This window comes from Pseudomonas sp. DCB_AW, assembly GCF_026240895.1.
Taxonomy (GTDB): domain Bacteria; phylum Pseudomonadota; class Gammaproteobacteria; order Pseudomonadales; family Pseudomonadaceae; genus Aquipseudomonas; species Aquipseudomonas kermanshahensis.
The window spans coordinates 1-14,109 of record NZ_JAPFCE010000102.1 but is presented as its reverse complement, the minus strand read 5'-3'; the positions used below and the strand labels follow the sequence as shown (position 1 = coordinate 14,109).

Annotated in this window: 11 protein-coding genes; 9 read left to right on the top strand and 2 right to left on the bottom strand. The window is 63.3% G+C overall.

Annotated elements, in window-relative coordinates; translation table 11 throughout:
* The 3 genes from OO306_RS26645 to OO306_RS26635 form a co-directional block, all read left to right on the top strand.
* The coding region (locus OO306_RS26645) for a non-ribosomal peptide synthetase (RefSeq protein WP_265970289.1) at positions 1-2,663 on the top strand (2,663 nt) is incomplete at its 5' end.
* 63 nt (positions 2,664-2,726) lie between these two features.
* Complete coding sequence (gene macA, locus OO306_RS26640) at positions 2,727-3,884, top strand: macrolide transporter subunit MacA (RefSeq protein WP_027596798.1); 1,158 nt, start codon at positions 2,727-2,729, stop codon at positions 3,882-3,884.
* A gap of 2 nt (positions 3,885-3,886) precedes the next feature.
* Positions 3,887-5,890, top strand: a complete 2,004-nt coding sequence (locus OO306_RS26635; protein ID WP_027596799.1) for a MacB family efflux pump subunit — start codon at positions 3,887-3,889, stop codon at positions 5,888-5,890.
* Between the two features lie 149 nt (positions 5,891-6,039).
* On the opposite strand, the gene OO306_RS26630 is transcribed toward OO306_RS26635, so the two are convergent.
* The gene (locus tag OO306_RS26630) at positions 6,040-6,684 is read right to left on the bottom strand and encodes a LuxR C-terminal-related transcriptional regulator (protein WP_265970288.1); all 645 of its coding nucleotides are present in this window, start codon (positions 6,682-6,684) and stop codon (positions 6,040-6,042) included.
* Between the two features lie 220 nt (positions 6,685-6,904).
* Between OO306_RS26630 and hisN the strand changes: the two genes are divergently transcribed.
* Positions 6,905-7,696, top strand: a complete 792-nt coding sequence (hisN, locus tag OO306_RS26625) for a histidinol-phosphatase (RefSeq protein ID WP_085273361.1) — start codon at positions 6,905-6,907, stop codon at positions 7,694-7,696.
* Between the two features lie 88 nt (positions 7,697-7,784).
* The gene (locus OO306_RS26620) at positions 7,785-8,516 is read left to right on the top strand and encodes a hypothetical protein (protein ID WP_027596802.1); all 732 of its coding nucleotides are present in this window, start codon (positions 7,785-7,787) and stop codon (positions 8,514-8,516) included.
* A gap of 8 nt (positions 8,517-8,524) precedes the next feature.
* On the opposite strand, the gene OO306_RS26615 is transcribed toward OO306_RS26620, so the two are convergent.
* Positions 8,525-9,499, bottom strand: a complete 975-nt coding sequence (locus OO306_RS26615; protein ID WP_027596803.1) for a LysR family transcriptional regulator — start codon at positions 9,497-9,499, stop codon at positions 8,525-8,527.
* A 397-nt stretch (positions 9,500-9,896) separates the two neighbouring features.
* On the opposite strand from OO306_RS26615, the gene OO306_RS26610 reads away from it, so the two are divergent.
* The 4 genes from OO306_RS26610 (at position 9,897) to OO306_RS26595 (ending at position 14,023) form a co-directional block, all read left to right on the top strand.
* Entirely contained in the window at positions 9,897-10,775 is an 879-nt protein-coding gene (locus OO306_RS26610) for a glycine betaine/L-proline ABC transporter ATP-binding protein (protein WP_265970287.1), read from the top strand.
* Positions 10,776-10,794: 19 nt separating this feature from the next.
* Entirely contained in the window at positions 10,795-11,748 is a 954-nt protein-coding gene (gene proW, locus OO306_RS26605; RefSeq protein ID WP_099429412.1) for a glycine betaine/L-proline ABC transporter permease ProW, read from the top strand.
* A 57-nt stretch (positions 11,749-11,805) separates the two neighbouring features.
* Positions 11,806-12,834 (top strand): glycine betaine/L-proline ABC transporter substrate-binding protein ProX, encoded by a 1,029-nt coding sequence (gene proX / locus OO306_RS26600; protein ID WP_265970286.1) that lies wholly within the window; start codon positions 11,806-11,808, stop codon positions 12,832-12,834.
* Positions 12,835-12,967: 133 nt separating this feature from the next.
* Positions 12,968-14,023 carry a GlxA family transcriptional regulator gene (locus OO306_RS26595; RefSeq protein ID WP_265970285.1) on the top strand — a complete coding sequence of 352 codons (1,056 nt, stop codon included), beginning with the start codon at positions 12,968-12,970 and terminating at the stop codon, positions 14,021-14,023.
* Positions 14,024-14,109: the final 86 nt, after the last annotated feature.

The window sequence follows — 14,109 nt, the reverse complement described above, 5'->3', positions numbered from 1 at the left end:
GCCTCAAACGCGTCCTGTGCAGCGGCGAGGCCTTGCCGGGCAGCCTGGTCCGACGCTTCCACGCGCAATTGCCAGCCGTTGAACTGCACAACCTGTACGGCCCGACTGAAGCAGCGGTGGACGTGAGCGCCTGGCACTGCGTGACGGCACCGGACAACACCCCCATCGGCAAACCCATCGCCAACACCACGCTGTATGTACTCGATACGCTGGGTCAACCCGTACCGCAAGGCGTGGCTGGCGAGCTGTTCATCGGCGGCGTGCAAGTCGCCCGAGGCTACCTCAACCGCACCGAACTGACCGCCGAACGCTTCCTCGACGACCCGTTCAGCACCCGCCCTGGTGCACGCCTGTACCGCACCGGCGACCTGGCGCGGCACCTGACCGATGGCAACATCGAATACCTGGGCCGTAACGATGACCAGGTCAAAATCCACGGCTTGCGCATCGAACTGGGCGAAATTCAGGCCTGCCTGACGCGAATAGAGGGGGTCAAGGAGGCCGTGGTGATCGCTCATGAGCAGCAGTTGCTCGCTTACTACACGGGCGAGTCGTTCCCGGTGGAGGCGCTGCGCTCGGCATTGCTCGGGCGCCTGCCGACCTTCATGGTGCCGGCGCTGTTCGTCCACCTGCAGGCACTGCCCTTGAGCCCCAACGGCAAGCTCGACCGCAAGGCTTTGCCATTACCGGATAGCGAGGCCCTGAAGAACCGCGAGTACCAAGCGCCAGAAGGTGAAACCGAAACCCTGTTGGCAACGATCTGGTCCGAACTGTTGGGCGTGGAGCAGGTAGGGCGGCACGACAACTTCTTCGAGCTGGGCGGCCACTCCCTGGCGGCAATCCGGCTGGTCGACAAGATGACCAAGGCGGGCCTGAAGGTGGCCATCAACGATGTGTTCCAGCACCCCAGCGTAGCGTTGCTGGCGGCCAGGCTCGGCAGCCCTGACGCTGCGCACCGCGGGGTGATCCGGGTGCGTGCAGGGGGCAGCCAGACGCCGCTGTTCCTGGTTCACGAATTCACCGGCCTGGATTTCTACTTCCCGGTGCTGGGCCAGCACTTGCCCGGTGATTTCGCCCTCTATGGGCTGCCCGGCATCCCGGCCGATCAAGCGCAGCCACAGACGCTCGAGTGCCTGGCCCGCTACCAGATCGAACAGATGCGCAGCGTGCAGCCACAGGGGCCGTATCGCCTGGCAGGCTGGTCGTTCGGCGGAGTATTGGCCTTCGAAATGGCTAACCAATTGCTGGGTGTGGACGAGGAGGTCGAATTCCTCGGTTTGATCGACACCTATGTGCCGCGCCTGGCCGACCAGGGCAAGGCGCGCTGGCAGGGGCCACGTGCACTCGAACGGCAGTTGCTGTTGAACTGCAGCACGTTCTGGCGCACGCAAGGCCCGGCAGGCGCCGACAAGCTGGCACGCCTGCAGCAACTGGAGGCCGGTCAGGCCGATTTTGCCACGCTGGTCGCCAGCTGCCGCGAGCACCAGTTGCTCTATGGGCTGTGGGCGAGCATGAGCGACGCGCAACTGCTGCACTACTTCACCCGTGAACTGGCACACGGCCATGCGCTGGCACATTACCGCCCTTCACCGTTGAGCGTGCCGGTGCACCTGCTGCGCGCCGAACAGGGCAGTGACAGCCAGTCGACTCTGGGCTGGCGCGAGACCTTGCCGTCCCAGGCCCTGGTCCTCCTGGGCGTGCCGGGGGACCACCGCAGCATGATGCAGGCGCCCCACGTGGCTGCGCTGGGTCAGGCGCTTGGCCAACTATTGGACACTGTGCCTAGCACGAGCAGCACCAAGGCAGCGGCTTATCAGCCCTTGGTGGCGATCCAGACCGGTCAGCACGGGCATGCACCGTTGTTTTGCGTGCCGGGGGCTGGCGACAGCGTCACCAGCTTCATTGGCCTGGCCGAGGCCCTGGGCCCGGACTGGCCGCTGTACGGCCTTCAGGCGCGGGGGCTGGACGGCTGCTCGGTGCCGCACACTTCGGTGGAGGCTGCTGCCGATTGCCATGTGCAGGCCATCGAGGCGCTTTATCCGCAAGGGCCGCTGAACCTGGTCGGGCATTCGTTTGGCGGCTGGGTGGCACATGCCATGGCTGCCCGGTTCGAGGCCAAGGGGCGGCAGGTGCGTTCATTGACACTGATCGACAGCGAAGCGCCGGGTGAGGGCGGCACCTGTGGCCAGCCCTACACCCTGGGCGAAGCCTTGCAGCGGCTGATCGAGGCGTTGCAGCTGTCCACCGGCAAAACCCTGGGTATTGGCTCGCGCGCCTTTGCCGAGGCCAGCGACGACCAGCAGTTGAGCCAGCTGCACGCGGCCATGGTGCGGGTCGGATTACTGCCGGCGCGGTCGCAGCCAGGGGCGCTGGACGGCACCGTACGGACCTTCGCCACGGCGTTGCGCACGGCCTACCGGCCAACGTTGAGCTACCACGGGCCGGTCGGCCTGGTGCTGGTAGATGACCCGGGCCTGGATGCCTTGGGCAATGCCCGCGAGCATGCCGCCATGCAGGCCGGTTGGCAGCAACTGATGCCCAAGCTTGCGCTGTGGCAGGGGCCCGGTGACCACTTCAGCATCCTCAAGGTGCCGGATGTGTTCAGCCTGGCGGCCTGGTGGCACGACGGGCAGGCGCTGCACCACGGCAAGGTTACCCCTTAAAGATGGGCCTTCCCGGCCCCACTGGGGCCGGGTCATGCGAACCCGAAGAGATAGTGAGTGTTCATGGAAAAGTCCAGATTCCGCAAATACAGCCTCGGCATCGCCGTGGCCCTGGTCGCCGGCATTACGCTGTATGCCGTCCAGGCCCCGGCCAAGCCGCCGCAGTACATCACCGCCACGGTCGAACGTGGCGACATTGAGAACGCCGTGTTGGCCACCGGTACGTTGCAGGGCATCAAACAGGTGGACGTCGGCGCCCAGGTGTCGGGCCAGTTGCGCTCGTTGAAGGTCAAACTGGGTGACAAGGTCACCGAGGGCCAGTGGCTGGCCGAAATCGACCCGCTGGTGCTGCGCAATACCTTGCGCCAGGCTGAGGTCGACGAGGACAAATTGCAGGCCGAGCGCCGTTCTAGCCTGGCCCAGCTCAAGCAGGCCAGGCGGGTGTATGAGCGCTATCGCGAACTGCAGGCCGACGAGTCGGTGTCGCGCCAGGACTTCGAGAACGCCGAGTCCGAATACGAGGTACAGCAGGCCGCCGTGCGCTCGCTCGATGCGCAAATCCAGAGTGCCCGGGTCGAGATCGACACGGCCAAGGTCAACCTGGGCTACACCCGTATAAATGCACCGATCAACGGCCATGTGGTGGGCATCGTCACGCAAGAAGGGCAGACCGTGATCGCCAACCAGTTGGCGCCCGTGCTGCTCAAGCTGGCCGACCTCGACACCATGACCGTCAAGGCGCAGGTGTCGGAAGCCGATGTGATCCACATCAGCCCAGGCCAACCGGTGTACTTCACCATTCTCGGTGAAGACAAACGCTACTACGCCAAGCTGCGCGGCACCGAACCGGCCCCGCAGAACTACGCGCAAAGCACCGACAACAGCGATGGCAGCGCCACGAAACCCAATGGCGCGGTGTTTTACAACGCCCTGTTCGAGGTGGCGAACCCCGAGCACCGCCTGCGCATCTCGATGACCGCGCAGGTGCACATCGTGCTCGACACGGCCGAAGGCGTGCTCACTGTGCCGGTGGCCGCCCTGGGCGCGCGCAATGGCGACGGCAGCTTCCCGGTGCGGGTGCTCGATGCCAAGGGCTTCGCCCAGGTGCGCAACGTGCAGGCGGGGATCAACAACAACGTCAAAGTGCAGATCAAGGATGGCCTGGCCGAAGGTGACCGTGTGGTGATCGGCGAACCGGTGTCTGGCGAAGCAGGGGCGTGAGCATGAACATGAATGTCGAGCTGAGCGCACACAGCGCCGTTGCCTGCAGCAACGGCGAGCCGTTGTTGCGCCTGCAGGGGGTCAGCCGCAGTTTCTTGGCCGGCGACCGCGAGTTCCTGGCGCTGAAGGGTATCGATCTGCAGATCCACAGTGGCGAGTTGGTGGCGATCATCGGCGCCTCCGGGTCCGGCAAGTCCACATTGATGAACATCCTCGGCTGCCTGGACAACGCCAGCAGTGGCAGCTACCAGGTCGGCGGGCAAGAGACGCGCACGCTGGACGACGATGCCCTGGCGGCGCTGCGCCGCGACCATTTTGGCTTCATCTTTCAGCGCTACCACCTGCTGCCGCACCTGGATGCCCTGCACAACGTCGAGATTCCAGCAGTGTATGCCGGCACTGCGCACGGGCAACGCCACGACCGGGCACGTGAGCTGCTCACGCGCTTGGGCCTTGCCGGGCATCTGGAACACCGCCCCAGCCAGTTGTCCGGCGGGCAGCAGCAGCGGGTGAGTATCTGCCGGGCGCTCATGAACGGTGGCCAGGTGATCCTCGCCGACGAGCCGACCGGTGCGCTGGACACGGCCAGCGGCAAAGAGGTGATGAATATTCTGCTGGAGCTGCACGCAGCCGGGCACACGGTGATCCTGGTGACCCACGACCCCAAGGTCGCCGCGCATGCTGAACGGGTCATCGAGGTCAGCGACGGTCAAATCGTCAGCGACCGGCGCACGGGCACCGCAGCCATGCCCACCCCGGTGGCCGAGCCAGCACCGGCCGCTTCGCCAGCAAGGCGCCTGGTCGCTAGCCTGGGGATGTTCCGCGAGGCCTTCAAGATGGCCTGGATCGCTTTGATCTCGCACCGCATGCGCACCTTGTTGACCATGCTCGGGATTGTCATTGGCATCACCTCGGTGGTGTCCATCTCGGCCATCGGCGAAGGGGCCAAGGGCTACGTGCTCAAGGACATCCAGGCAATTGGCAGCAACACCATCGATATCTATTCGGGCAGCAACTTCGGAGACAGCCGGGCGAAGACCATCGAAACCCTGGTGCCCGCCGACGTCACTGCGCTCAACGCGCTGTACTACGTCGACAGCGCCACCCCGGTGATCGGCCAGAGCACCTTGGTGCGCTACCGCAACCTCGATGTCGATGTGCAGCTCAATGGCGTCAGCGAACACTACTTCCAGGTGCGCAACATTCCCCTGGCCGCCGGTATCGTGTTCAGTGCCGAGGACGCACGGCGCCAGGCCCAGGTGGTGGTGATCGACCACAACACCCGCAAGCGCCTGTTCGGCCCCAACGTAGATCCGCTGGGGCAGGTGATCCTGGTGGGGAACCTGCCGTGCACGGTGATCGGCGTCACCGCCGAGAACAAGAACCTGTTCGTCGCCAGCAACCAGCTGAATATCTGGGTGCCGTACGAGACTGCTGCCGGCCGCGTGCTTGGCCAACGCCACTTGGACAGCATCAGCGTGCGCATCAAGGACGGCGTGCCCAGCAAGCGGGTCGAGGAGGAGGTGACCAAGCTGATGCTGCAACGCCATGGCACCAAGGACTTTTTCACCAACAACCTCGACAGCATCATGCAGACCGTGCAAAAGACCAGCCGCTCGCTGACCCTGCTGCTGTCGCTGATCGCGGTGATTTCGCTGGTGGTGGGCGGTATCGGGGTGATGAACATCATGCTGGTGTCGGTGACCGAGCGTACCCGCGAAATTGGCATTCGCATGGCGGTGGGGGCACGGCAGTCGGACATTCGTCAGCAGTTTCTGGTGGAGGCAGTGATGGTCTGCCTGTTTGGCGGGCTGGTCGGTATTGGCTTGTCGTATGGGATCGGCTACCTGTTCGAGTTGTTCGTCAAACAGTGGGAGATGGTGTTCTCACCGGCGTCGATCGTGATGGCGTTTGCCTGTTCGACGTTGATTGGGGTGGTGTTCGGCTTTGTGCCAGCGCGCAACGCGGCCCGGCTTGACCCGATCGAAGCGCTGGCACGGGATTGAGGTGCCCTATACCTCAACCCTTGTAGGAGCAGCCTTGTGCTGCGAAGAGGCCGGTAATAGCAACGAAGGTTCACGGTGTTATCACCGGCCTCTTCGCAGCACAAGGCTGCTCCTACACGGCGATTCGTGCCCCAGTGGGGATTACAAGATCAAACTGCCGTATACATCCAGCGCATCAAAGAATGCCGCCCGCTGATGCCAAGCTTGATCGCCGCCCGGCGCAAATAGCTTTCGACCGTATTCACCTTCAACTCTAGCCGTTCGGCCTGCTCCGGTGCGGTATGCCCGGCCAGCAGGCCAAGGCACACCTGGCGCTCCCGTTCGGACAGCTTCAGCCCCGATTGCGCCAGGCGGTCGAGAAAACGCTGTTCGAGGCTCTCTTGCGTGGCGCGCTCGGCGGCGGGTTGCAGGGCATCGATGTGCTTTTCCAGCATCGGCAGCAGCAGGAGCGAGATGTCGTCCAGGCGGTTGCGTTCGAAGGCGGAGAAGCCGTAGGTGGAGTCAGCGCGCAGCACATGGATTTCGTAGCGGGCGTCGCCTTTGCGGCGAATCAGGTGCAAGCGCGTCGGGTCGCTGCAGTCCCTGCTTGGCTGCACGTCCGAGGTAAATACAGTCTCGTTGATCACGGGCGCGTTGGCGTCAGGGCCGGCCGGGGCCACGGGCAGCAGGCGTATGTGCGTGGCGTCGATGGTCAGGTGGGCCTGGATCAGGTCGTGCAGCATGCGCGGGAATTGGCGGCTGCCGGTGCTGGCAATGACTTTGCCGATTTGTGGGTAGAGCAGGTGCGAATTCATCGTGTCGTCCATGAGGTTCGGTGGTGCAATTTCCCGTCTGGCTGTTGGCCCGCATCCTGGGCCGCATTCGGGAGGTGATGGGTATCCTAGTACAACGATTGAGTGACGGTTAAATGAAGTAGCGATAGTGGCATAATAATGGCTTCTATGGCAGGCGACTGCTGTGGCGCGGGTTGTCGGGTATGATGCTGGCCTCCATCATCTTCAAGAGGCCTGCCCCATGTCCCTGAGTGCTGAACAGATTGGCGAATTCCGCGCCTTTGCCGAGCAGTTGGCCGATGCCGCCGCTGTGGCGATCACGCCGTATTTCCGTGCCAGCCTGGACGTCGAGGACAAGGGCGGGCGGTTGTACGACCCGGTGACGGTGGCCGACAAGGCGGCTGAAGATGCCATGCGCGCGCTGATCCAGGCGCGCTATCCCGAGCACGGTATTTTGGGTGAAGAGCAGGGCGTGGCAGTGGGCACCAGCCCCTTGACCTGGGTACTCGACCCGATCGACGGTACCCGCGCGTTCATCACCGGCTTGCCGCTGTGGGGCACCTTGATTGCCTTGAACGATGGCACGCGTCCGCGGGTAGGGGTGATGAACCAGCCCTTTACCGGCGAACGCTTCGTCGGCACCCCGGAAGGGGCCTGGCGCAGTGGCACGCCGCTGAAAACCCGTGCCTGCGCCGACCTGGCCTCGGCCACGCTGATGTGCACCACCCCGGACATGTTCGACACCGCAGCGCGCAAGGCAGCGTTCGAGACCGTGGCCGGCAAGGCTCGGCTGATGCGTTACGGCGGCGACTGCTATGCCTATTGCATGCTGGCGTCGGGCTTTGTCGATGTGATCGTGGAGGCGAGCCTGCAGCCGTATGACGTGCAGGCCTTGATGCCGATCATCGAAGGGGCGGGCGGTGTCATCACGGCCTGGGATGGCAGCTCGGCGCAGCACGGCGGGTGTGTGGTGGCCTGTGGTGACCCGGCGTTGCATGCGCAGGTGGTGGAGATGTTGCGTCACGCCATGTGACCATCGCACTTTTTCGGTTTCTTGGGCTCTATGCTTGGCCAGGCTGCACTGATCCCCGGTGCGGCCGCCGAATATCGACCCGGTGCCGATGGTTGCAAGCCCTTCCAGAATAGTCCCCGGCCTGCTGTTGGCAGGCGCCCTGACGTGCCTGTGCGCCTGTACCCAAGAGCAGGGCCGTGACATCGTCAGCCAGTTCGGCAACGGCAAGCCCAGCGAGCTGTTCCAGACCAGTGTCGACCGCCTGGCGACACTGTCGATGCGCGACAACCTGCAGAGCTTGTACCTGCTGATGAACAAGCTGTACCTGCGCAACCCCAACCAGTGGAAGATGTCTGGCTACGTCGATGCCGCCACGGCCGAGCGGCAGATCCGCATCGCCATCGAACAGCGCCAACCGTTGGCGCAACTGGGCAATCGCCGCGACCTTGCCGCCTTGAGTTACGCGCTGAGCCCGGAGTTTCGCGGGGACCGGGTCGGCGCGTTCATCTATGCCATCGGCAGCATGCTGATTACCGCCCATGGCGGGCGCACCGAGTTCTACATGACGGACACCATCGACCCGCTGTTCGTCAATAACGCGGCACGCAATATCGAGAAAGCCACCTGGATGCTTAGCCAGCGGCAGGATGCCAACGGCGTGCTGTTGCTGTTCTCCAACGAGATTTCGGAGGAGGGCAGCAACCTGAGTTTCGCCGTCGAGTTCGGCAAGATTGTGGCGCGGCTGGATTTGCTGGCAGAGCTGCTGGACGAGCGCTATCGGCGGATAGGGCTCAATTATGCGCAAAGTCTGTTGTTGATGAATTTCTTGCCGGTGCAGTGACCCGGGCCTTAAGTGGCGGCCGTCAGCAACGGTTGAAACTCCGCCAACAACCAGTCACGCAACCGTCGGCAACTGGCGTCATGTTCCTTGTCTTCGTTGAAGGCCAGGAAATGGAAGGTGTCCTTGAGCACCAACTGCTGTTCGACCGGCCGCACCAGCAAGCCTTGCTCCACCAGCGGGCCCACCAGGTGGTGCCAACCCAATGCCACGCCCTGGCTACTCAGGGCAAGCTGCACCAGCAGGTTGTAGTCATTGGCATTGAAGAAATGCGGCGCCGTGCTGGCACGGCTCTTCAGGTCGACATCATGGAACGCCAACCAGACATTCCAGTCGACGTGCTCGGCCACCTGTGAGCGCCCATAGGGGCTGAGGTTGAGCAGCGAGCCATCGCGAATTCCTTCCAAGGTAGCCAGCTGTGGGTGCTGTGCCAGGTATTGCGGGCTGCATACCGGGTAGACCACATCATGGTTGAGCGGGTGGCAGCTGTAGCCGGCCTGGATCTTGCCCAGCTTGGTGATGTAGATGTCCGGCCGTACGCCTGGCTCCATCGACAGGAAGTTCTGGGTGGTCACCAGGTTGATGTCGATGTCCGGGTTTTGCTCGAAGAACTTCGGCATCCGTGGCCCCAGCCACAGGGCGGCAAACGCAGGCGAGCAGCACAGGGTAACCACGTGCTTGGGGTTGATGTTGCTGCGGATTCGCTCGGCCGCCTGGGAGATGTTGACGAACGATAACTGCACCGCATCGAAGAAGATTGAACCCGCCACGGTCAGCTCTACCGCGCGGCCGACACGGGTAAACAGTTCGGCACCCAGGTAGGTTTCCAGCTCACGGATCTGCCGGCTCACGGCGGCCTGGGTGACGCACAGGGCCTCGGCGGCACGAGTGAAATTCTGGTATTTGGCGGCCGCGACGAAGACTTTGACCGCGCGCAGCGAAGGCATCTTGATCAAGGTCTGATCGGGTTCAGAGTGTCTGACCATGTCGGTAGGGTTCAGGTCCTGTGTAGGAGCAGCCTTGTGCTGCGAAAGGGCCCTTACCGGCATCCCATAACCAGTGTATGAGCGGGCCTCTTCGCAGCACAAGGCTGCTCCTACAAAGGGCGGGGCGGGATAGGGCCTTGATTGATAACTTCAGGTAATGATTAGCGCCCTGCAAATGTCGTTGGACCCACCCTGGGCCAAGGCATAACGTAAATCCCACGGCGCGACATTGAGACATCGATGTCGAATAACTTTTTGAAGCAGGACTTTCTGCGTGCCGGTGTTGACTCACGTTCGCTCTTGAACGGACTGCCAAGCGTACTCGCTCTGATCTACCCGCCTTACCGAACAGTGCGATGTTGATAGATTGGTTAATAAGCATAATAACGAGGGTCGTATGAGCCATGCCGATGAGATTCTTTCGGTAGACAACATCTTCAAAGTGTTCGGCCCCAACCCGAACATGGCCATGGAGATGCTCCGCAAGGGCGCCGACAAGAACGAAATCTTCAGCAAGACCGGCCACGTCGTCGGCGTGTTCGATGCAAGCTTTTCCGTCAAACGTGGCGAGATCTTCGTCATCATGGGCCTGTCGGGCTCGGGCAAGTCGACCATGGTGCGGCTGTTCAACCGCCTGATCGAACCCTCTTCTGGCAGCATCCACCTCAACGGCCGCGAAATCACCGGCCTGTCCGATAAAGCCCTGCTCGATGTGCGCCGCAAGGAAATGGGCATGGTGTTCCAGTCCTTCGCCCTGATGCCGCACATGAGCGTGCTGCAGAACACCGCCTTCGGCCTGGAAATCGCCGGCGTTGCCGAGGTCGAACGCTACCGCCGTGCCCGCGAGGCGCTGAGCCAGGTCGGCCTGGCCGGCCATGAGCACAGCTACCCGCACCAGCTGTCCGGCGGCATGCAGCAGCGCGTGGGCCTGGCCCGGGCGCTGGCCAACGACCCGACCATCCTGTTGATGGACGAAGCCTTCTCGGCCCTCGACCCGCTGATCCGCAACGAGATGCAGGGCGAGCTGATGCGCCTGCAGGCCGAGCAGCAGCGCACCATCATCTTCATTTCCCACGACATCGAGGAAGCCATCCGCATCGGCCATCGCATCGCGATCATGGAGGGCGGCCGGGTGGTGCAAATCGGCACCCCGCAGCAGCTGATCAACCAGCCGGCCAACGATTACGTGCGCGCGTTCTTCAAGACCTTCAACAGCCGCTGCCAGTGTTCCAGCCTGGCCAACAGCACGCCGTTGCAGTCCCTGAGCCGCCACTGACCCCCGCGAGGTTTGCCCCATGTCCGAATTCAGCCTGCTCGACCCGTTCCAGGCGGCCACCATCCCCCTGGGCGACTGGGTCACCGCTACCCTCAACTTCCTCGTGCACAACTTCCGCGAGGTGTTTCGCGCCATCCGCTGGCCGATCGACCAGGTGCTCAACGGCATCGAGTTCACCCTGCAGAGCATCCCGCCCACCATCGGCATCCTGCTGTCGTCCTTGCTCGGCTGGCAGCTGGCGGGCAAGCGCATGGCGCTGCTGTGCTTCGTCACCCTGACCTTGCTGGGGCTGATCGGCGTGTGGTCGGAGTCGATGACCACCCTGGCGCTGGTGCTCACTTCGGTGTTTTTCTGCGCGGTGATCGGCATCCCGCTGGGCATCGTCTGCGCCCGCAGCAACCGCCTGGAAAGCATCATCCGCCCCGTGCTCGATGCGATGCAGACGCTGCCGGCGTTCGTCTACCTGGTGCCGGTGGTGATGCTGTTCGGCATCGGCAACGTGCCGGGCGTGCTGGTGACCATCGTGTTTGCCCTGCCGCCGCTGGTGCGCCTGACCAACCTGGGCATCCGCCAGGTGCCGGAAGACAAGATCGAAGCGGCCCGCGCCTTTGGCTGCACGCCGCGCCAGATGCTGACCCGCGTACAGCTGCCGCTGGCCACCTCGACCATCATGGCCGGGCTCAACCAGACCCTGATGCTGTCGCTGTCGATGGTGGTGATCGCCTCGATGATCTCGGTCGGCGGCCTGGGCCAGATGGTGCTGCGCGGCATCGGCCGGCTGGACATGGGCCTGGCTACCGTCGGGGGCATGGGGCTGGTGCTGTTGGCGATCTTCCTCGACCGCCTGACCCAAGCCATGGGCGCGCGCACCAATGCCGACCCGAGCCTGCGCTGGTACCACACCGGGCCCGTGGGTGCGGTGCTGCGCCTATGCGGCTCAGGGCACGCTGCAGGGCGGCGCAAGACCGCCTGACGCAAACACATTCGTACTGCCGCACACGACATAAAAACCAGAAGAAGGTACGCGACGATGTTGGAATCCACGTTCTCCCGCAGCATCCTGCACGGCGCCAGCGCGCTGGCCCTGGTAATCGCCTCGCTGTGCGCCAACGCCTCGGCCGACAAGCCGGGCGAGGGCGTGAAGGTAACGCCGATCTTCCCCTCCATCGCCGAAGAGCGCTTCCGTGGCGAAGTCGCCATGGAAGGCCTGCGCGAGCTGGGCTACAAGGTCCAGGAGCCTAAGGAAACCGAGTACGGCGTGATGATGGTGGCCCTGGCCAACGGCGATGCCGACTTTACCGTGCACCTGTGGGACAAGCTGCATGACAAGTTCTACCAGCAGGCCGGCGGCGATAACGTGATGGTCAAGGCCGGCGACATCATGCCCGGCGTGCTGCAGGGCTACCTGATCGACAAGAAGACCGCCGAGCAGTACCACATCAAGTACATCACCGACCTGAAGAAGCCCGAAATCGCCAAGCTGTTCGACACTGACGGCGACGGCAAGGCCAACTTGACTGGCTGCAACCCTGGCTGGGGCTGCGAGCTGATCATCTCGCACCACATCAAAGCCTATGACCTGGACAGCAGCGTGCACGTCGACCAAGGCTCGTACTTCGCGCTGATGGCGGACACCATCACCCGCTACAAGGAAGGCAAGCCGATCCTGTACTTCACCTGGGTGCCACAGTGGATCTCCACCGTGCTGGTCGAGGACAAGGACGTGGTTTGGCTGGAAGTACCGAAGACCGACCTGCCGGATGGCAACAACGATGTCGACACGATGTACAAGGGCAAGAACCTGGGCTTTGCGGTCGACAAGGTCGAGGCGGTGCTGAACAAGGAATTCGCCCAGGAAAACCCGGCAGCCACCAAATTCCTGTCGCTGATGCAGATCACCACGGCGGACGAGAGCGCGCAGAACCTCAAGATGCAGCAAGGTGAGAAAAAGCCTGCTGACATCACCCGCCATGCCAAAGAATGGGTTGCGGCGCATCGCCAGCAGTTCGACGCGTGGCTGCAAGCGTCGCGCGCGGCGGTGACACAGGCCAGCAAGTAACCTGTTCCATCGGTGAGCGCTTCTTCGCGGGCAAGCCCGCAGGGTTCGTGCCAGCGTTGGTTTTGCGCGCTGCCTGTAGGCGCGCGCTTGCTCGCGAAGAAGCCAACGCGATTTTTGCAGTTGAGTCAAAGCCATGAGCCATTTCGAAAGCACCCTCAAGAACGCCAACCTGGCCCACCTGGACACCGCAGGCCGTACCTCGCTGTCGATGCCGTGCCAACGCGTCGCCTTCGTGTTACGTGAGCATTTCTCCATGATGGCCTTTACTGCGGCCATGGACACCCTGGTCACCGCCAACCTGATGAGCGCCACGCCACTGTTCCAAATCCAGGTAGTGGGTGATGGAGCACAGGTCATGAGCGACCTGGGCATCGCCTTGCCGGTCAACACGCCACTGGCCGAGCTCGATGTGCAGGTGTTAGACACCCTGTTGGTATGCGGTGGGTTTCGGGTGCGCCTCGAAAGCGCACCGCTGCTGCGCGCCAAGCTGCGCCAGGCCGACCAGCATGGCTGCCAGCTGGGTGGTCTATGGAACGGTACCTACTTCCTGGCCGAAGCGGGCCTGCTCAATGACCACGCCTGCGCCTTCCACCCCGATGGCCGGGCGATGATGAGCGAGCTGTTCCCCAAGGTACGTGTCAGCCGCCAAGCCCATGTGCTGGACGGTCGACGCCTGAGTTGCGCAGGGGCTAGCAGTGCTCTGGACATGATGCTGGCCTTGCTCGAACACAGGGGGGGCAACGGGTTGCGCCGGGCGGTGGAGCAGATGCTGGCATGCGATCGCGCACGGGTGATGAGCGATGCCCCGGCCACTGCAGCGGACATCGACCCCAGCCTGCCCAAGGGCATACGCTTGGCCCTTGAGCTGATGCATGCGAATATCGAAGACCCGATCGGCATCGACGAAATCGCTGACCATGCAGGCTTGTCGCGTCGGCACCTGGAGCGGCTGTTCCGCCGCCATGTACAGGCGACGCCGCCGCGCTACTACCTGGAATTGCGGCTGACCCATGCCCGGCAGTTGCTGCAACACACCAGCAAGTCATTGACAGAAGTGGCCGTGGCCAGCGGCTTTGTCAGTTTTCCGCATTTCTACCGGCGCTTTCGTGAGCTGTTCGCCGTTGCGCCGCGCCAGTTTCGGGCGAGGAGCCAAGGGTGGGCAGGGCGGCAGGAAGTGGCGGTGCATTGAGATCGACTGTACCTAGGCCGGCCTCTTCGCGGGCAAGCCCGCTCCCACAGGTATGGCACAGCTCTCAAAGCCTGCGTTCTACCTGT